General features: G+C 69.5%; 15 protein-coding genes. 7 read left to right on the forward strand and 8 right to left on the reverse strand.

Annotated elements, in window-relative coordinates; translation table 11 throughout:
- Window positions 1–179 precede the first annotated feature (179 nt).
- Entirely contained in the window at window positions 180–962 is a 783-nt protein-coding gene (locus tag JYJ93_RS18035; protein WP_206792945.1) for a hypothetical protein, read from the reverse strand.
- Window positions 963–1,193: 231 nt separating this feature from the next.
- Between JYJ93_RS18035 and JYJ93_RS18040 the strand changes: the two genes are divergently transcribed.
- Together JYJ93_RS18040 and JYJ93_RS18045 are read left to right on the forward strand one after the other, a co-directional pair.
- Complete coding sequence (locus JYJ93_RS18040; RefSeq protein ID WP_269013136.1) at window positions 1,194–2,747, forward strand: sigma 54-dependent Fis family transcriptional regulator; 1,554 nt, start codon at window positions 1,194–1,196, stop codon at window positions 2,745–2,747.
- Window positions 2,748–2,915: 168 nt separating this feature from the next.
- The gene (locus JYJ93_RS18045) at window positions 2,916–3,116 is read left to right on the forward strand and encodes a hypothetical protein (RefSeq protein WP_206792949.1); all 201 of its coding nucleotides are present in this window, start codon (window positions 2,916–2,918) and stop codon (window positions 3,114–3,116) included.
- A 59-nt stretch (window positions 3,117–3,175) separates the two neighbouring features.
- Here JYJ93_RS18045 and JYJ93_RS18050 read toward each other — a convergent pair whose 3' ends face one another.
- Window positions 3,176–6,739, reverse strand: a complete 3,564-nt coding sequence (locus JYJ93_RS18050; RefSeq protein WP_206792951.1) for a serine/threonine-protein kinase — start codon at window positions 6,737–6,739, stop codon at window positions 3,176–3,178.
- 399 nt (window positions 6,740–7,138) lie between these two features.
- Here JYJ93_RS18050 and JYJ93_RS18055 point away from each other — a divergent pair, with 399 nt between their 5' ends.
- Window positions 7,139–8,809, forward strand: a complete 1,671-nt coding sequence (locus JYJ93_RS18055; protein WP_206792953.1) for a hypothetical protein — start codon at window positions 7,139–7,141, stop codon at window positions 8,807–8,809.
- A 52-nt stretch (window positions 8,810–8,861) separates the two neighbouring features.
- Window positions 8,862–9,800, forward strand: coding sequence for an ADP-ribosylglycohydrolase family protein (locus JYJ93_RS18060; RefSeq protein WP_206792955.1), 939 nt, complete (start codon window positions 8,862–8,864; stop codon window positions 9,798–9,800).
- Window positions 9,801–9,849: 49 nt separating this feature from the next.
- On the opposite strand, the gene JYJ93_RS18065 is transcribed toward JYJ93_RS18060, so the two are convergent.
- From JYJ93_RS18065 to metF, 4 genes are all read right to left on the reverse strand, one after another.
- Window positions 9,850–10,149 (reverse strand): hypothetical protein, encoded by a 300-nt coding sequence (locus JYJ93_RS18065; RefSeq protein WP_206792957.1) that lies wholly within the window; start codon window positions 10,147–10,149, stop codon window positions 9,850–9,852.
- A 92-nt stretch (window positions 10,150–10,241) separates the two neighbouring features.
- A complete protein-coding gene (locus tag JYJ93_RS18070; RefSeq protein ID WP_206792959.1) occupies window positions 10,242–11,297 on the reverse strand; it encodes a hypothetical protein in 1,056 nt (351 codons plus the stop codon).
- Window positions 11,294–11,716 carry a hypothetical protein gene (locus JYJ93_RS18075; RefSeq protein ID WP_206792961.1) on the reverse strand — a complete coding sequence of 141 codons (423 nt, stop codon included), beginning with the start codon at window positions 11,714–11,716 and terminating at the stop codon, window positions 11,294–11,296. The genes JYJ93_RS18070 and JYJ93_RS18075 overlap by 4 nt, the downstream gene beginning before the upstream one ends.
- Window positions 11,713–12,585, reverse strand: a complete 873-nt coding sequence (gene metF / locus JYJ93_RS18080) for a methylenetetrahydrofolate reductase [NAD(P)H] (RefSeq protein WP_206792962.1) — start codon at window positions 12,583–12,585, stop codon at window positions 11,713–11,715. The genes JYJ93_RS18075 and metF overlap by 4 nt, the downstream gene beginning before the upstream one ends.
- Window positions 12,586–12,683: 98 nt before the next feature.
- Here metF and gcvT point away from each other — a divergent pair, with 98 nt between their 5' ends.
- The 3 genes from gcvT (at window position 12,684) to gcvP (ending at window position 17,211) form a co-directional block, all read left to right on the forward strand.
- Window positions 12,684–13,769, forward strand: a complete 1,086-nt coding sequence (gene gcvT, locus JYJ93_RS18085) for a glycine cleavage system aminomethyltransferase GcvT (protein ID WP_206792964.1) — start codon at window positions 12,684–12,686, stop codon at window positions 13,767–13,769.
- A gap of 41 nt (window positions 13,770–13,810) precedes the next feature.
- On the forward strand, window positions 13,811–14,197 hold the full coding sequence (gene gcvH, locus JYJ93_RS18090; protein ID WP_206792966.1) for a glycine cleavage system protein GcvH: 387 nt from the start codon (window positions 13,811–13,813) through the stop codon (window positions 14,195–14,197).
- Between the two features lie 110 nt (window positions 14,198–14,307).
- Window positions 14,308–17,211 (forward strand): aminomethyl-transferring glycine dehydrogenase, encoded by a 2,904-nt coding sequence (gcvP, locus tag JYJ93_RS18095; protein WP_206792968.1) that lies wholly within the window; start codon window positions 14,308–14,310, stop codon window positions 17,209–17,211.
- A 66-nt stretch (window positions 17,212–17,277) separates the two neighbouring features.
- On the opposite strand, the gene JYJ93_RS18100 is transcribed toward gcvP, so the two are convergent.
- Together JYJ93_RS18100 and JYJ93_RS18105 are read right to left on the reverse strand one after the other, a co-directional pair.
- Window positions 17,278–18,177 (reverse strand): cation diffusion facilitator family transporter, encoded by a 900-nt coding sequence (locus JYJ93_RS18100; protein WP_206800356.1) that lies wholly within the window; start codon window positions 18,175–18,177, stop codon window positions 17,278–17,280.
- Between the two features lie 52 nt (window positions 18,178–18,229).
- A complete protein-coding gene (locus JYJ93_RS18105; protein WP_206792970.1) occupies window positions 18,230–19,474 on the reverse strand; it encodes an energy transducer TonB in 1,245 nt (414 codons plus the stop codon).
- Window positions 19,475–19,551 lie beyond the last annotated feature (77 nt).

Consider the following 19,551-nt stretch of genomic DNA (forward strand, 5'->3'; position numbering starts at 1 on the left):
CCCGCGGCCTGGAGGGGTGCGGCCATCTCCTTCGTGTGCAGTGCTTCGCCCTGACCCGGCGGTGTCCCGCATGCCAGGTGCATCAGGGTTGAGAGGATGATGATTCTTGAGATTGATTCTGCTGCGATTCTTGATGGTGAGAACATGGTCTTTGCGTAGCGGGAGTCTTTGTCTGCGGTTCAGGGAAACAGCCCCACGCCCAATGAGAACAGCACCGAGTCCGGCCTGTAGCGATCGGAGCCGATGACGAAGCGTTCGTAGGCCACTTCTGAAAAGGCATACATCCTGGAGCTCCACTGCCAATCCAGCCCGGCGGCCACCCGGCCGCTCATCCCCCCCAGGAAGGTGTGGCCGTCCCCTTGTTCATTCCTCACGCGAAAGAACGCTGTGGTGCCGGCCCTGGCGTAGGGCCGAACCCATCCCATGAGGAGCGGATGGAACTGCACCTCGGCCCTGAGCCCGGGGGAGGCCTGCGTCAGCAGCGTCAGCGCGCAGCCTTCGCGCTCCCAGCTGTAGTTCACACCCACGGCCGGAGTCCCGGTGAAGGCGGTGCCGAGCCCCAGCACATCCACCTCGCCGCGCAGGCTCACGCTCAGCCCCAGCCGCCTGGGGGGAGGAATCCACGGGACAAGACTTGGCTCCCAATCCTCGGTCAGCTGCTCCTCGTTCACGGCGAGGCCCACGGAGTTGCGTGCCTGCTCGAAGAGCTTGCGCAATCGCCAGGACGGACGGACGGGCAGCGCGGCCTGCGCGTCCAGCGCCAGGGCCTCGTTGAAGGACTCCAGCGCGCCGCCCTGGCCAAGCTCCGCCTGGAGCACGCCTTTCATCAGCTTGAGGAAGAGCACCTCGCGCGGACCGTTGGTGGGCCATTCGAGCGCCTTCTCCACCTTGGAGAGCGCCTCCTCGTACCGGGTCTGCTCATAGAGGGTGGCGACCGCCGTGACGTATGGGTTCTGGGTCACGGGCACCCCGACCCTGAACCCCTCCGGGCCTTCTTGCGCCACCGCCGAGGACGTCATCAGGAGCGCGAGCACCAGGGCGCTCGCGGACCCCGGCCACACTGCATGTGAGATTTGGGATTTCATGGAGGGGCCTCGGACGAAGACGGCTTGATGGGGGACAGGCCGTTGAAGTACTGGTCGAGCGGTCTGTGTGACGGCGGCGCACAAAGCGGAGGGCACTCGTTGGAAGACATCTCCACGCTCACCCGGCAGCCGCGGCACGGCGCTCCGGCGGCGGCAGGCCTTGTTCCTGCCCTGACCCTGATCTCCCACCTGAAGATCCAGCGCAGCGGCGAGCAGGTGTTGCTCCGCGAGCTCCTGACGGGCCGGGAGGTGGCCCTCTCCCGCACGGAGCCGAACTTCGCGCGCCCCGGCTCCCTCCTGGGGCTGCCGCTGGCGGACCCCTTCCTGAGCCGCAAGCCGTTGCGCCTGGTCCCGGGACGCTCCGGCGGGGTGCGGCTGGTTGCGGGGAGCAGCTCACCGGTGCTCGTGGACGGAGAGCCTCTTTCCGGTGAGCGCGAATTGAGCCCCCAGGCGTTGGCTTTGGGCGTCACGCTGGAGCTGGCCGAGCGCGTGGTGTTGCTGCTCCATCTGGTGGAGCCCGTCGAGAAGACGGAAGCGGATGAGCTGGGCATGGTGGGGCAGAGCGCGGCCGTCCGCCGCGTGCGCCGACAGGTTTTGCAAGTGGCGGACCTGGACGTGCCGGTGCTCATCCGGGGCGAGACGGGCACGGGCAAGGAGCTGGTGGCACGCGCGCTCCACCAGCACGGCCGCCGGCAGAAGGGCCCCTTCATCAGCGTGAACCTGGGCTCCATCCCCAAGGAGCTGGCCGCCGCCGAGCTCTTCGGCGCCGAGCGTGGCGCCTACACGGGGGCCACCCAGTCCCGCGAGGGCTTCTTCCGCGCCGCCCAGGGAGGCACGCTCTTCCTGGACGAGGTGGCCGAGGCCTCCCCCGAGGTGCAGGCGCTGCTCCTGAGGGTGCTGGAGACCGGCGAGATGTATCCGGTGGGCAGCCGCACCCCCGTGAAGCTCAACGTGCGGCTGGTGGCCGCCACGGATGCGCACCTGGAGGTGCAGATCCAGCAGGGAACCTTCAAGGCGCCGCTCATGCACCGGCTGGCGGGGTACGGCATCCAGCTTCCCCCCTTGCGCGAGCGCCGCGAGGACCTGGGCCTCCTCTTGATGCACTTCGCCCGGCTGGAGCTGGAGGCGCTCGGAGAGCGCTGGCGGCTGGAGGATCCCGACCCCTCGGCCGAGCCCTGGCTGCCGACGTCGCTGGCGTCCCGCCTGGTGCGCCACCCGTGGCCCGGCAACATCCGGCAGCTGCGCAACGTCACGCGCCAGCTCATCATCAGCAGCCGGGGCCAGCCGAGCCTCCAGGTGGATCCCCAACTGGAGAAGGAGCTGATTGCTCCCATCCCGGTCCCCGCATCCCCCGAGAAGGCGCCGGTGGAGTCGCGCCGCAAGCCCTCCGAAGTCTCCGAGGAGGAGATGATGATCGCGCTGCGCGAACACGGCTGGGACCTGGCGGCCGCGTCGAACCAGCTCGGCATCACCCGCGCCTCGCTCTACAACCTGATGAAGAAGAGCTCCCAGGCCCGCACGGCCAAGGACCTGAGCGTCGAGCAGATCCGCGAGAGCTACCGCGACTGCAAGGGCGACCTGGAGCTGATGTCCCAGCGCCTGGAGGTCTCCGTTCGCGCGCTCCAGCGGCGTGTCCGGGAGCTGGGGCTGGAGGAGGACTGACGCGCTTGCGCGCCAGTTGACGCGCAAGCGTCAGCGCTGACGCGCAAGTTTCGCGACGAGCGGACCGCCCTACCTGGGAAGTCGGTCGGCATGCGCATTGCTGAATGTGTCGGCGACAGGCTCGCGAACCCCCGGGCCTGCCAACCCCCGTTCACGCGAGGCATTCCGATGAGTCGACCCGAAATGCAGTGCAATCCCTCTCAGGACCGCGAGCAGCCCCCCGCGCCCGTTCCGCCCCCGCCCGCGCGCGCCCCGGTCCAGCGCAAGCCCCTGCCTTTCGACGATGACGACACCGGCACCGCCGGCAACGTCACGGATACCACCAACCCCAAGATCGAAGGCTTCGCGGGGTCCGTGTACCAGCCGTGAACCGCTGACAGGGCAACCCGGGGCACGGCGTTCAAACGACGCCGTGCCCCTGTCTGTTTTTACCGGACCGACTCCGCGCGGAATGGGTTCTGGAGCAGCTGAAGATTCGCCCGCAGGGCCTGGGCCTCGGCCCAGGAGGGGCGGGCCTCCAGGACCTCACCCACCCGCAGCAGTCCCTGTTCGATGAGACCGCTCGCGTCCAGACCGGACTGCTGCCTCCACGCGGCCCATTCCCGATAGAAGTGGGCCAGCGCCAGGCGGAAGTCCAGGGAGCCACCGCTCAGTGAGAGGGCCGACTGATACGTTCGAGCCGCCTCCTCGAAATCCCTGTCCGCCTTCCGCCAACGGGCCCGGAGCGCCTGGGCCTCCGCCAGATAGAGCGTGGCGTCCTTGTCGCCGGGGGCATGCGCGATGGCCTGTTGAAGGGCCCCCAGGGCCTTGGACAGGGGGACGCCCGGGTCCCTCCGGGTGTCCATCAAGGCCGTTGCCTGGAGGCGCAGGGCACGTCCCAGGTTGCTCAGGGCGAGGCACTGCTCGGGGGCTCGCTTCAGGGCCTCTCGGGACGCCTGCACCGCGGCCTGAAGGCTCGGCGATGGGTCCTGCCCCAGCGCTTGCTGATACACGGCGCCCGTCGCATGCAGGTGCGAGAGGTTGTTGTAGGCGTCGGCGCTCTCGGGCGCCACGGAGCGGGCCCTCTCGAAGGAGTGCCGCGCCTGCTCAATCAGGGGGAGGGGAGACTCGCCGCGTTCCCAGGCGTCCCGGGCCTCGTCCATGAACGCCAGACCTTCGAGGAAGGAGAAGTTCTCGATCCGGGGGTTGATGGCCAATCCCAACCGGCAGGCTTCGCGCACCGCCGCCAACGCCGGGCGCGGATCCGCGTCCCTGTCACGCAGGCGCTGGGCCCGGAACAGCTGGAGCCGGCCGGTCTGGAAGTGGGCCGCCACGCTCCGGGGATTGAGCGCCAGGCTCTTCTTCAGCGCCTGCTCGGCCTGGCCCAGATCCTCGTCCACCGTGAGCGCACCCGGGGCCGAGGCGCGCTGGTAGTACTGCGCGGCCAGGTTGTTCCATGCCGCCTGGTATCGGCCCGCGAGACCGAGCACCTTCTGAAAGGCTTCAATGGCCCTGTCGCGGTGGTCCCGGGCGTCCAGGTGGAGCTGCTCCTCGTGGTCCGCCCAGGTCATGAACGTGAGGGCCAGCGCATGGTGGATGTAATAGTCCCGGTCCGCGGGGGCGACGCTCTCCAGGACTTCGAGGGCCTTCGCGAGCGCCTCGCGCGGATCCAACCCCTGTGACTGGCGATGCGCGGCCAGGGCCCAGAGGTCCATGCCCAGCTCCTTGCGCGCCAGCAGGTTCGAGGGGGCGAGCTCCAGGGCGCGTCGGGCCGAGTCCGTCGCCTTGCGCAGCGACGCCTCCGCGTCGGTGGCCGGCCCCAGGCGGGCGAGGTTCCGGTGGAGCGTGGCCTGCAGGGCCCAGGACGGGGCATGGTCCGGCGCGGCCTTGAGTGCGCGCGCGAGGTGCTCGAACGCGCGCCGGGCATGCTCCGCGCGCGCCTGCGCGTCGTAGAGGTCCATGGAGATCGCCTCCACCTCCACGGCGGCGAGCGCGTAGTGCGCCTCGGGCCAGCTCTGGGCGGTGTCCGCGACCTGGACGTAGCTCCGGCGGGCTGCTTCCAGGTCGGCCTGGACCAGTGCGCGCTCCTCCGGCGTGCGTCCGCCGCCATCCCAACGCACCATCGCGCGCCGGAAGAGGATGTCGCCCCGCAGCTTGAGGGCTTCGTAGAACCAGGGCAGCCGCTGGCCGAGCGCGTCGAGCCGGAGCAGGGCCTCGTCGGAGCGCTCCTCGTAGAAGGCCAGGAGCGCGGACATGTACTCGGCGGGAAGGACGAGCGCGTCCTGGCTCTGGCGCAGCCAGAAGAGCGCCGGGTCCCGGTACCGCCGCGCCAGCTCGTCGCGGCGGGCCTTGAGCTGCTCCGGCGCGGGTGCGCCCAGCAGCTGATCCCCCGCGAGCTGTTCGCCGCGCAGTTGGAGGTTGTAGAGCTGGCCCAGGGCCAGGCTCATCGCGGAGGCGACGCGCGGCTGCTGGAAGCCAGACTGCCAGGCGGCCTCCAGGTGTTCGCGGGCCCTGGCGGGCTCGCCCAGATCCAGCCAGCCCTTTCCCAGCGCATAGTGCCCGGGGCCCAGGGCCGGCTCGCCGCCCGCCTGCATCTCCCGTTCAATGTCCTTCAGCTTCTCACGCAGGAGCTGCCGCTCGGCGCTCGTGTCGTGCAGGCGGCTGATGGTCATGAGCCGGGCGTTGTATTCGACCTCCGACGACAGCTCGGCGAAGCGGCGCGCCAGGTTCTCGCGCATGCCCAGGTGCCGGCGGGTGAGCACCACCTGGCCCATGGCCAGACACACCAGCACCAGCGTCACCGAGGCCATGGCGACGAGCGCCCGGTGCTTGCGAGCCCGCTTGCGCAGCCGGTACCAGTGGCCCACCGCGCGGGCCTTCACGGGCTCCCCGTTGAGGAATCGCTCCAGGTCCTCGGACAGCGCCCGCGCCGAGTCGTACCGAGCCGCGGGTTCGCGCTCCAGGCACTTGAGGACGATGGCCTCCAGGTCCGAGGGGACGTTCTTGTTCAGCTCGCGCAGCGGGCGCGGATCCTGCGTGGCCAGCTTCGCGAGCACCTCCAGGTTGTTGTTCCCCGGGATGGGCGTCTTGCCCGTGAGCAGGACATAGAGCGTGGCGCCGAGGCTGTAGACATCCGCGCGCCTGTCCAGTTGATGCACATCGCCGCGGGCCTGCTCGGGGGCCATGTAATGCACGGTGCCCAGGACCGTGCCGGTGACGGTGTGCTCCCGCTGCCAGTCACGCGCCAGCCCGAAGTCCATGACGTAGGGCTTCCACTGCCCATCCTCGCCGCGCTCGACGAGGATGTTGGAGGGCTTGATGTCACGGTGGATGAGTCCGGCGCGGTGGGCCGCGTGCACGCCCTCGGTGGCCTGCTGCACCACCTTCACCGTCTGCTCCACGGAGAGCTCCCGGGCCACCTCCAGCAGGGGCCGTCCCTGGATGTACTGCATGGCGATGAAGGGCTGGCCCCGGACCTCGCCCACTTCATACACCTTGCAAACCCTCTCATGTTCCACGCGGGCCTGGGCCTGGGCCTCGGCGCCGAAGCGGCGCACGAGCTCGGGGTCCTCGCCCCGCACGAACTTGAGCGCGACGTGGCGCCGCAGCAGCGGGTCGTACGCCAGATAGACCCGGCCCATGCCGCCCTGTCCCAGGAAGCGCACGGGCTGGTACCGCTCCCAGCCCGGGACGGGGAAGGCCGGCTCTTGCGCCGGAGGCTGCGCCGCCTCGGGGCTGGGGTGGCGGGTGAAGGTGGTGCCGTCGGCCTGCGGAGGCGTTTCCCTCGCCTGCTCCAGGGGGGCGGGAGGCGGGACATGAGGCGTCACCTCATCGCGCGCCGTGGCCCGGATCGCGGCGAGTGTCTCCTCGGAGATCACGCCGTCCTCCACGAGGCGCGCCAGAGGGTCGCGTCCCGCGCGCCGACCCTCCGCGAGCAGCGCTTCGGCCTCCTCGGGGGACACCACTCCCCGGGCTTGCGCGACGCGCAGCTCTTCCTCGTACCTCTCATGCATTGGCGGTCCTCAGTGCCCACGTGCCTCCGCAAGCGCACGTCGTGGACAGTGTTGACACAAAGACTATCAGGTCGAGGCTGCTCCCTTGAGGGGCCAGACGACAAACGGGGGCTCGTCCGCCCCCGCCGGGTCGGCGGGGTGTCTCCAACCCAGGTGGATCGCCGACCCTGTTGCTGATCTTCCCGGCGCATCTGTTTGCCTCGCTTTCCTGCCGCCAATGCCTTCACCGCGAGGGCGCCACTGCTGGCGCCGTGCCAGTGGCGGCTCAGCGGAGGCGTCCGCATCACGGGAAACCCTGACGCGTCAGTGACAGGTATTTGCGCGTCAAAAGAAGCCAGACGGCCTGGAGGACCCGGGCCGCGAGCCGGGTGGCAGGGAAGTGGCAAGGGACCCTGTCGCATGGACTTCGAACTGCTGTTGAGCCACGCCAATGACCGCCGGCCGGTGCTGGAGGAAGCCCTCCCCCTGGATGCGGCCTCCCATCAGCCTCGGCCCGAGGCGCCTCGGGAGGAGGCGGGGAGGGCCTCATCCGAGGACGTGCTGCTCCGCCCGGACCGGGACCCCAATTCATTGCCAGACCAACGTTGGGGGGTGGTGGTCCCCGAAGGGCCGCTGGGGGACCGGCTGCTGGCCCTCATCGCTCCTCTGTGCGCACTGCGTGCGGAGGAGCAGGGCGCACCGGTGCGCGTGTATCGCGTTCCCCCGGGGATGGATGGGATCCAGGCGGTCCGGTGGATGGACTCCGTGCTGCGCGACGAGGACGCGTCCGAGACGGAGCAGCCCGCCTTCCTGTTGATGCTGGGCGACTTCGACCAGGTGTCCTTCGAGCTTCAGCAGATGCTCGGCGCGGGAGGCTTCACGGGCCGGCTCACCTTTGGTTCGGACGCGGGCTATGAGGCCTATGTGGACAAGGTGTTGCGTTGGAGTCGCACGCCCGCGCCCGAGCAGCGGGCCCGCACGCTCCTCTTCACGGCCCACGATGGAACGCCCGCGACCACCGTGGGCTATCAGGCGCTGATGGCCCCCAGTTTCAGGAGCCTCCGCACGCGGCAGGAGGAGGGCCTTCTTCGCGCGGAGGTCCCATGTGAGCTCGGTGAGCCCGGGGCCTGGTCGCTGGGGGAATTGCTCGGACAGGTGGCGTCGCCGCATCCCTCCATGCTCTTCACCCTGAGCCATGGGCTGGGCGCCCCGCGTCGGGGTTGGGCTTCCGTGGGGGAGCAGCGCGCGCGCCAGGGGGCCATGAGCCTGGGAGGGCAGGGGACGCTGGAGGCGTCGGACCTGGCCTCCACCGCCTTTCTCCCAGGGGGCTTCTGGTTCTACTTCGCCTGTTTCAGCGCGGGCACGCCCTCTCGCAGTGCCTATCACGCGTGGTTGTCGCGGTTGCGCGAGGCGGGTGAGTACCCAGGCCGGCTCGAGCGATTGCTGGAATCACTTCCGCGCGAGGGCGAGCGTCCCTTTGTCGCCGCGCTGCCCCAGGCCGCGCTCGCCAATCCCCAGGGCCCGCTGGCGGTGATGGGGCACGTGGACCTGGCCTGGACCTATTCGTTCCAGGACATGACCTGCCTGGCCCGCGACCGGCCGTCGCGCTTCATGGGCCTGCTGAGCTCCCTGGTGGAAGGCAGCCGAGCCGGAGTGGGGTTGAGCGCGCTCCTTCGCTCCTTCAACCTGGCCAACATGGAGCTGACGACGCTCTATGATCAGGAGGAGTTCGCGCGCCGCTCGGGGCGAGACAGCGCGGTGAATCCCGTGGACCTCGCGCACCTGTGGATGCTGAGGCATGACCTCGCGGGATACATCCTGCTGGGGGATCCCGCGGTCCGGCTGCCACTCGCTGGATCCGTGACGACGATGTCCTTGGCACGACCGGAGACCCTCCCGCCTGGCAGGGACCTCGCAGGAGCCGGCGGCATGGCCGACGCCGTCATCCGCCTGCTCGCCGGAACAGAGTACGAAGGCGACGTGGCCCGGCGAGCGGGTGTGCCCGTGGAAGACCTGCTCCGGTGGAAGCGGGTCTACATGGAGGCCGGCATGAAAGCCCTGGCGGACCAGTTCCCGCCACCTCCCAAGTGAGACCAAGACACGTCGATGGTGTCCATGGTACACTATGCTGGGAGGCTGGGACATGGTGAGTCGCGAGGAGCGCATTGCGGGAGGGGTGTATGGATTGCTCATTGGCGATGCGCTCGGGGTGCCCTACGAGTTCCATCGGCCGGAGCAAATCCCAGCTCCGGAGGCCATCGAGTACGACCCGCCGCCGGGCTTCAACCGCGCGCATGACAGGGTCCCCCCGGGCACCTGGTCGGACGATGGCGCCCATGCGCTGTGCCTCCTGGACTCGCTGACGTATCAGAAGCGGCTCGACTGCGAGGACCTGGGCCGGCGGCTGGTGAACTGGCAGGACTGGGGTTACCTCGCCGTGGACGGCGACGTGTTCGACGTGGGCATCCAGACCAGCACTGCCCTGCGCCGGTTGCGTGACGGCACGCCGGCGATGCTCGCGGGCCCCAACGGCACGATGGACAATGGCAATGGCTCACTGATGCGTGTGTTGCCATTGGCCCTGTGGCACAAGGGCAAGGACGCGGCGCTCGTATCGGATGCCATGGCGCAGTCTCGCGTCACGCATGGCCATGTGCGCGCCCAGGTTTGCTGCGCGCTGTACTGCCTTTGGGCCCGCCGCATTCTGGAAGGCGCGGCGGACCCCTGGGCCGACGCCGTGGCCACGTTCCGCGACCTGTACGTGGAGGGCTTCCCACAGCGGGAAGAACTGGAAGCCCACATCCGCCCGGATGACCCGGCACCGGGGACGGGCGGAGGCTATGTCGTGGATTGCCTGCGCTCCGCACGGGCCTGCGTCGCGAACGGGAAGACCTACGAAGAGATCGTCAAATCCGCCATCCGGCTGGGCCACGACACGGACACCACGGCCTGCGTGGCGGGCGGCATCGCGGGACTCATCTTCGGCGTGAACGGCATTCCGCACCGCTGGCGTTCCCAGCTACGCGGCGAGGAACTGGTGGCGCCGCTCCTGACGCGGCTCCTGGCCGCGACTCGCGGATGAGGTGCGACGCCCCCGGACCTGTTCCGTCCGGGGGCCGCGCGGACAGGAACTACAGCGACTGGCTCTGCTCGGGAGCCGTCCGCGGCTGGCTCTGGGGCGCACACGCCAGGAGCTCCTCCGCGGGGGCTTCAGTCTCGACGCTGGCGGTGCTGGCGAACGGGCAGCCGCACCACGCCGTCCAGAGCACCACGCAGCAGGGAGCAGGGCCGCAGACGGAGCACGTATCTCCCTCCTCGACGGGCGCCTGCACCGAGGAAACCTGGGTGTCTTCCACCGCGAAGGCGGGCGCCGCGAACAACATCAGGAGGGAAGCCATCTTCGGGAGGACGGAGCGTCGCATCAGCTTCACGGTGCACCTCGGGGGGAACGGCGTGTCGGGTCCACGCCGGTGGGACCCAGGAGCTTCGCACATCCACCCCGAGTCCCGTGATGCCCCGTCCCTCAGTCCGGAAAGATTTCGAGCACGTCCTTCAACATCGCCGCGCCCGTGCCCCGCGCGCCCTGCTCACCGTTGATGACGGTGTTCACGCCGTGCAAATCACTGCGGAACACCGCGCCCATCTCCATCGCGCCCAGCCGGGCCAGGGGATGGGACGCGTCCACGGCGGTGGGCCGCACGCTCCACTCCCACTTCTCCGCGCCCACGGGCTCGCCGCGCGCCAGCAGCAGCACCTGGCCGCCCTTCGCCTTCGCCGCGTCCAGGTCCGCGCGCGTCACGCCTCGCATCCCCGTCACGGACACGTCCTTCAGCGTCGTGGGCACGCGCATCACCGCGTTGGCCAGGATGACCAGCTTGCCCGCCGTGTCCCAGCCGTCCACGTCCAGCGTCGGGTCCGTCTCCGCGATGCCCAGCGCCTGCGCCTCCGCCAGCGCGGCCTCGTACGTCCTGCCCTCCGCCATGCGGCACAAGAGCAGGTGGCTGGTGCTGTTGAGCACGCCCTCGAACCGGCCCAGCTTCCCCAGCGCCAGATCCCTGCGGCCCACGTTCACCAGCGGCATCGACGCGCCCACCGCCGCGCTGAAGCGCAGGGGAGGTCGGCCCGGCGACTCCAGGTCGCTCAAGGAAGCCAGCTCCCGGAACCCCAGCACCAGCGGCCCCTTGCTCGCGAGCACCGCCGCCATGCCCCGCATCAGCGCGTCCCGCGTGATGTCCAACCCGGGCTGCCCGTCCTGGAAGCTCGTGGGCGTGGCCTCCAACAGGAGGTCCGCCTTCACCTCGCGCACCAGGTCGCGCCCGCTCATCCCCGGCCGCCCCACCACCGGCAGCGACGCCACGGAGTGCCGCGCCCGCTTCACCGCGAGCACCGCCCCGAGGTCCAACCCATGCGGCGACACCGCCGCGCCGCCCGAGTCCGCCAGTCCCACCGGCAGCAGCTCCAGCCGGTAGCGCTCCATCAGGAGCGACGCGCGAGACTGGAGGATCTCCAAGAGCGGCACGCCCACGTTGCCCAGGCCCGTGAGCAGGAAACGCACCGTGCGGACGGCGCGCGGGTTCATGGTGCGAAGGCCTCGCGCACGCCGTCACGGCGCAGCGTGAAGAGCATCCACACCGCCACCGGCACGCCAATGAAACAGCCGGGCGTCAGCGTGTACATCGCGCAGATGGCGCCCACCGTCGCCAGGCCGTAGCCCTTGAGGTTCATCGCGTTCCACGCGCCCCAGATGGCCAGCAGCCCGCAGAGGATGCCTCCCAGGATGGCCAGCGAGAAGCCCATCGTGAACTCCAGCACCACCGGCGCCTGGCCCGGCGTGGAGAAGGGCGACGCCACCTTCAGCGCCGCCAGCACCGCGCCCAGCAGGCTGAACGCGACGTGCAGCACGCCGACGATGAGCAGGAAGAACGCCGGGAAGCGCACGATCTGGAAGATCTGGATGCGCGGGTCGCCCGGCGGGAGCTGAGGTCCAGGACCGCTCATGACCGCCCCTTCAGCGCGCCCACGATCATCCGCGTCGCGGGAGACTTGTTCAGCGTGTAGAAGTGGATGCCCGGCACGCCGCGCGCGAGCAGCTCCATGCACTGCACCGTGGCGTGCGCCACGCCCAGCTGCACGACGGCGTCCGGCTGATCCTTCACGCGCTCCATCTGCAACGCCAGACGCATGGGCACCGTCGCGCCGCACATGCGCGTGAAGCGCTGGACCTGCTCGTAGTTGGTGATGGGCATGATGCCGGGAACGATGGGGACGTTGATGCCCATCCGCCGCGCCCGCTCCACGAAGTCGAAATAGAAGGCGTTGTCGAAGAAGAGCTGCGTCACCACGAAGTCCATCCCCGCATCCACCTTGGCCTTCAGGTGCTTGAGGTCGTCCTCGCGCGACGCCGTCTCCACGTGCCCCTCCGGATAGCACGCACCCCCCAGGCAGAAGTTGAAATCCTCTTCTCGGACGAATCGGACCAGCTCCTCCGCGTAGCGGAAGCCCCCGGGCACCGGCTCGAACGTCGTCTGCCCCTGCGGCGGGTCCCCGCGCAGGAGGAGCACGTTCTCGATGCCTGCCGCGTCGAGCCGGCGCAGCACGTCACGAAGCTCGTCGCGGGTGTGTCCCACGCACGTCAGGTGCGCCATCGCCTCGATGCCGGTCTTCTGCTTGATGTGCGTGACCAGGTCCACCGTCCGGTCGCGCGTGCTCCCGCCCGCCCCGTACGTCACCGACACGAACCCCGGGTCCAGCGGCGCAAGCTCCTCCACCGTGCGCAGGAGCGAGGCCACGCCCGCGTCCGTCTTGGGAGGAAAAAACTCGAAGGAGAAGCTCGGCTTGGAGGGGTTGAGACAGTTGCGAATCTTCATGTCGGGAGGAGTTTAGTCCCTTCCGCGTCGGCCTTGATCGGAGAAGGTGCGCCGCTATAGTCCGCGCCGTTTCGCCACCCCCTGCCATGGAGAAGTCAATGACCCGGCGTACGCCCCTCAACGAGGCCCACCGCAAGCTGGGGGCCCGCATGGTCGACTTCGTCGGCTGGGACATGCCGGTCCAGTACAGCTCCGTCATCGCCGAGCACGAGGCCGTGCGCAACGCCGTCGGCCTGTTCGACGTCTCCCACATGGGGGAGATCGAGTTCACCGGCCCGGGCGCCCTGGAGACCGTGAACCGGCTCATCTCCAACGACCTCGCGCGCATCCAGGACGGCCAGGCCGTCTACGCGGGCCTGCTCAACGACCTGGGCGGTTTCGTGGACGACGTCGTCGCCTACCGCTTCAGCCCCGAGCGCATCCTCATCTGCGTCAACTCCAGCAACCGCGAGAAGGACTTCGCCTGGATGAAGGCGCGCGCGGAGGGCGTCACCCCGGTGGACCGCGGGGACGACTACGCGCAGATCGCCATCCAGGGCCCCAAGGCCGTGGGGCTGGTGCAGCGGCTGACGAAGTCGGACCTGTCCCAGGTGGGCACCTACCGCTTCACCGAAGGGGAGGTGGCCGGCGTGAAGTCCATCATCTCCCGCACGGGCTATACCGGCGAGGACGGCTTCGAGCTGTACTGCGCCTCCGGCGACGCCGTGAAGCTCTGGGACGCGCTCCTGGAGGCCGGGCAGCAGGACGGCGTGAAGCCCTGCGGCCTGGGCGCGCGCGACTCGCTGCGCACGGAGATGAAGTACGCGCTGTACGGCAACGACATCGACGATGCGCACACCGCCCTGGAGGCGGGCCTGGGGTGGATCGTCAAGCTGGACAAGGCGGGCGGCTTCATCGGCAAGGACGCGCTCGTCGCGCAGAAGGCCGCGGGCGTGCCGCGCAAGCTCGTGGGCTTCGAGCTCACCGACAAGGGCATCCCCCGCCACGGCTACCCCGTCCTCAAGAACGGCGAGCGCGTGGGCGAGGTCACGAGCGGCACCATGGGCCCCACGGTGAAGAAGTCCATCGGCATGGCCTACGTGCCGGCGGCCCTCGCCGCCGAGGGCTCCACCTTCGACGTGGACATCCGCGGCCGCGCCGTGCCCGCCGTCGTCGTGAAGACCCCCTTCCTCAAGAAGTCCTGATTTCCTTCCTTCCACACCCTTTGTGAGGAGTTGAAACCCCCATGGCCGACAACGTCCCGCAGGACCTGAAGTACACCCAGGAGCACGAGTGGGCCCGCGTCTCGGGCAAGATCGTGGTGGTGGGCATCACCCAGCACGCCTCGAACACGCTGGGCGACATCGTCTACGTGGAGCTGCCCAAGCTGGGCGCCCAGGTGGCGGCCGGCGGCTCGTTCGGCACCGTCGAGTCCGTCAAGGCCGTGTCGGAGCTGTTCGCACCCATCTCCGGCAAGGTGGTGAAGGTGAACGACGAGCTCGTGGCGTCGCCCGAGGACATCAACTCGGATCCGTACGGGGACGGGTGGCTGGTGGAGATCGAGCTCTCGGACGCCGGGGAGCTGGGCAACCTGCTGGACGCCGCCGCCTACGAGAAGCTCATCAAGGAGTAGTCCCGCGCGCGCAAGAAGTCGGGCGTCCCGGTTGTTAGAGACGCTCCATGGAGTTCCGAGCCCGCTCGGACGCCGACCTTCCTACCGCACCTCACGCGAGCCCTTCGACCATGTCCCTCAACTGGAAGTACCAGGAGTCCTTCGCCGGCCGGCACATCGGCCCGGAGACCCCTGAAGTGAAGCAGATGCTGTCCACGCTGGGCGTGGACTCGCTGGACGCCTTCGTCGAGTCCACCGTGCCGCCGGTCATCCGCTCCCCGGAGCCCCTGCGGCTGCCCGCGGGCAAGGGTGAGAACGAGGTGCTGGCGCAGCTGGAGGCCATCGCCGCGAAGAACCAGGTGTTCCGGTCCTTCATCGGCATGGGCTACAGCGACACCCACGTCCCCAACGTCATCCTGCGCAACATCTTCCAGAACCCGGGCTGGTACACCCAGTACACGCCCTACCAGGCGGAGATCGCCCAGGGCCGGTTGGAAGCGCTGCTCAACTTCCAGACGATGGTGACGGACCTCACCGGCATGGAGGTGGCCAACGCCTCCATGCTGGATGAAGGCACCGCCGCGGCGGAGGCCATGGCGCTCGCGATCCACGCCAAGGGCGACAGCACCGCCGCCGCGTTCTTCGTCTCCGACGGCTGCCACCCGCAGACGGTGGACGTGGTGCGCACGCGCGCCATCCCGCTGGGCGTGGAGGTCGTCGTGGGCGACCACCGCACGGTGGACCTGTCCCAGAAGAAGTTCTTCGGCGCGCTGGTGCAGTACCCGGCGACGGACGGCGTGGCGCACGACTACCGCGCCTTCGGTGAGAAGGTGCACGCGGCGGGCGGCCTGCTCGTCGTCGCGGCGGACCTCTTGGCCCTGACGCTGCTCACGGCGCCCGGCGAGTTCGGCGCGGACGTGGTGGTGGGCAGCGCGCAGCGCTTCGGCGTGCCGCTGGGCTACGGCGGCCCGCACGCCGCCTACTTCGCCACGAAGAACGCCTACACCCGCGTGATGCCGGGCCGCCTCATCGGCGTGTCCGAGGACTCCGGGGGCCGGCCCGCGCTGCGCATGGCGCTGCAGACGCGCGAGCAGCACATCCGCCGTGAGAAGGCCACGAGCAACATCTGCACCGCGCAGGTGCTCCTGGCCGTGATGGCCGGCATGTACGCCGTCTACCACGGGCCGCAGGGGCTCAAGGCCATCGCGGAGCGCGTGCACGGGCTCACCGTGGTGCTGTCGCGGGGCCTGGCGAAGCTGGGCTTCAAGCCGAAGCACGAGCAGTTCTTCGACACGCTGCGCGTGGAGCTGACGCCCGCGCAGGTGCGGGGCGTGCTGGCCGCCGCGGAAGGCGCGAAGATGAACTTCCGCCGCATCGACGAGAAGACGCTCGGCCTGTCGCTGGACGAGACGACGCGCGCCAAGGACGTGGAGGACATCCTCACGGCCTTCATCCAGGGCGCGAACAAGTCCGCGTCCCCGGTGAACCTGGACGAGGTCGCGGAAGGGCTGGAGAGCCCGCTCGCCCCCGAGCTGCGCCGCACGAGCGCGTACCTCACGCACCCGGTCTTCAACCGCTACCACTCCGAGACGGAGATGCTGCGGTACGTGCGCCGGCTGGAGGCGAAGGACCTGTCCCTCACGCACTCCATGATTCCGCTGGGCAGCTGCACCATGAAGCTCAACGCCACCGCGGAGATGATCCCGGTGACGTGGCCCCAGTTCAGCAAGCTGCACCCGTTCGCGCCCACCTCGCAGGCGGCCGGCTACAAGGTCGTCTTCGAGCAGTTGGAGCACGCGCTGTCGCAGGTGACGGGCTTCGCCGGGTGCTCGCTGCAGCCCAACGCGGGCAGCCAGGGTGAGTACGCGGGCCTGCTCGTGATTCGCGCCTACCACCAGGCGCGCGGGCAGGGGCACCGCGACGTGTGCCTCATCCCGTCCTCCGCGCACGGCACCAACCCCGCCTCCGCGGTGATGGCGGGCTACCGCGTCGTCGTCACCAAGTGCGACGAGAACGGCAACATCGACCTGAACGACCTGCGCGCCAAGGCGGACCAGCACAAGGACAACCTGGCCGCGCTGATGGTGACGTACCCCTCCACGCACGGCGTGTTCGAGGAGGAGATCCGCGAGATCTGCTCCACCATCCACGAGCGCGGCGGCCAGGTGTACATGGACGGCGCCAACCTCAACGCGCAGGTGGGCCTCACCGCGCCGGGCCTGGTGGGCGCGGACGTCTGCCACATCAACCTGCACAAGACGTTCTGCATCCCGCACGGCGGTGGCGGCCCGGGCATGGGCCCCATCTGCGTGGCGTCCCACCTGGTGAAGTTCCTCCCCGGGCACCCCGTCATCCAGACGGGCGGGGCGGACGCCATCGGCGCCATCTCCGCGGCGCCGTGGGGCAGCGCCAGCATCCTGCTCATCTCCTGGATGTACATCCAGATGATGGGCGGCGAAGGCCTGACGCAGGCCACGAAGATGGCCATCCTCAACGCCAACTACGTCGCGGAGCGGCTCCAGCCGCACTACCCGGTGCTCTACCGGGGCAAGCGCGGCCGGGTGGCCCACGAGTGCATCGTGGACCTGCGCCCGCTCAAGAAGACCGCGGGCGTGGAGGTGGAGGACGTGGCCAAGCGCCTCATGGACTACGGCTTCCACGCGCCCACCGTGTCGTTCCCGGTGGCGGGCACGCTGATGATCGAGCCCACGGAGTCCGAGTCCAAGGCGGAGCTGGACCGCTTCTGCGACGCGATGATCGCCATCCGCCAGGAGATCCGCGACGTGGAGGAGGGCCGCGTGCCCAAGGACAACAACGTCCTGAAGAACGCGCCGCACACCGCGCGCACGCTCACCGCGCCGGAGTGGAACCGCCCGTACACCCGCGAACAGGCCGTGTTCCCCACGCCGTGGGTCCGCGACAACAAGTTCTGGCCGTCCGTGGGGCGCCTGAACAACGTGCTCGGTGACCGCAAGCTCGTGTGCTCGTGCCCTCCCATCGAGGACTACGACACGCCCGAGCAGAAGGTCGCTTAGGCCGTCCTCGGACGCAGCCATCACCCGGGCCGTCTTCCAGCGCATTGGAAGGCGGCCCTCGTGTTTCTAGCGGGCCTTCGCGGGCTCCACGTGGACCACCACGTCCACCACCTGCGGATAGGCGCCGTGCAGCGTCTCCTCCACCTTGTCCGCCACCTCGTGGGCCTGCGCGGTGGTCAGCTGCGGGTCGACTTCAATCTTCAGGTCCACGTAGACGCTCTCCTCCATGCCCCGGCTGCGCACGTCGCGACAGGAGCGCACGCCGGCCACCGACAGCGTGTGCTGGGACACCTGCGCCGGGTCCAGGCGCGCGGTGTCGGAGAGGATGCCCACCGCCTGCCGGACGATGCCGTAGGCCACCCACGCCACGAAGACCATCACGGCCAGCGCCACCAGCCCGTCCGCGCGCGGGTAGCCCAGCGCCACGAGGCCAATGGAGATGAGCACCGCGATGCTCACGAACACGTCCGACAGCGTGTGCTGCGCGTCCGCGAGCAGGAGCGCGCTCTTGTACTTCTGCCCGTAGTGCCGCTCCACGCGGGTGACGACGAGGTTGATGACGAGCGTGAAGACCATCACCGCCGCCATCGTCACCGACACCGTGGGGTGCTTGTCGTGCAGGAGCGAGTCGAAGGCCATGCGCCCCAGCTCCAGCATGCCCACGCCAATCATCGCGCCGATGCCCAGCGACGCGAGCGCCTCGAACTTGCCGTGCCCGTAGGGGTGGTCCGCGTCCGCCGGCCGCGACGCGACGCCCATGGCGACCAGGCCCAGCACGTTGGAGCCGCCGTCGATGAACGAGTGCAACCCGTCCGCCGTCACCGACGCGGACTGGGCCATGAGGCCGAAGACGAGCTTGGCGGCGGCCACCACCCAGTTGGCCACGAGGATGGCCAACAGGACGAAGCGGACCTTCCGGTTGCGCTCCTGGAGCGCGGCGCTGCGGTCGACAAGAGAGGCTTCCACGGCGGGGCAGGGTAGTGCCTTCACGCCGTCCACCGCGAGGCCCGCGTGGGACCTACTGTCGGAACAGCCGCATCCGGGGGCCGCCGCCCATCTCCAGGAAGAAGCCGAACTGGAAGCGCACCGTCGCGTCCTGCCCCAGGAGGCCGGACGGCGGGTTGGGGAAGGGCTGCGCGCGCTTGAAGGACGCCACCGCCTCCATGTCCAGGAAGTCCAGGCCGCTGCTCTTCTCCACCTGGATGTCCTTCACCGCGCCGCGCTCGTCCAACGTGATGGTCAGCAGCGTCTGGCGGTCGCGCCCGGAGTAGATGTTCCCCGTCGGGTCGCGCATGCGCAGCTGCTCGTTGGGGTTCCAGTGCATGCCCACGCTCTGCTTCACGCGGTTGAAGAAGCTGGCGTACTTCCACTCGCGCGTGTTGAGGAAGGTGCCGTCCCCCTCCTCCTGGTCCCGGAGCATGTCGTTGGGGGCCGCGCCCACCACCTTGTCCATGGCCGCCTGCGACGGCATCAGCGTGGCCAGGCCCGGGGAGCCCACGCGGCCCGTGGAGCCCTCCTGCTCGCTGTCCTCGCCCTCGCCGGGCTGGATGCGCAGGCGCTTCGCGTTGCCCTGCGTGGCGTCGCTCTCCGACTGGTTCTTCACCGCCATGCCCGGGCCGCGCTCGCGCGGATCCGTCTTCATGGCGATCTCCTGCTTGCGGCGCGTCTCCGGCATCTCGAAGACGGGCTTCTTTCCGCCCTGGGACTGGGCCCGGTCGTCCGCGCCCGTACCATTGTTGCCGGACACGCGCGGGGGCTGCACCTGGTCCTGCGCGGCGCCCTCCTGCTTCTGGGGCGCGGTCCGCTGGGGCATGGCGTTGCGGTAGAAGGCCGTCTGGTCGCGCGCGCGCGTCTCCTTCTGCACCGTGTTGTTGTGCTCGGCCAGGTACTTCGCGTCCGGGGATTGCTGATCATTGCCCGGCGCCACGTCCACCACCTGGCCCTGGGGCTTCGTCTCGTCCGGCTTCTTCTCTTCCTTCGGCTCGCGCTTCTCCGTGGGGCGGGGCTTCGTCTGCTGCGGGGTGACGCTCCCCCGGTTCTTCGCCCACTGGTCCGACGTGAGCGGCCTCACCGCCACGGACGTGGGCCGGGCGGGGCGCTTCTCATGCGGGAGGTTCGCCTGCACGGCCGACACCAGGAGCACGAAGCCCACGAACGCGGCCTGGGCCAGGAGCGCCAGGATGCCCGCCACCAGGTAGCGCAAGGGCCCGCGCTGCTTGCGCGCGCGCCGCTGACGCCAGTCTGTCGAGGAACCCGTGCCCACGGCCTGATGATAAACCTCCGGACCGCTTCTTCAGTCCCGAACGTGCGCCCCGTAACACCCGGGACATCAAAGAGATT

This window comes from Corallococcus sp. NCSPR001, from assembly GCF_017309135.1.
Classification (GTDB): Bacteria; Myxococcota; Myxococcia; order Myxococcales; family Myxococcaceae; genus Corallococcus.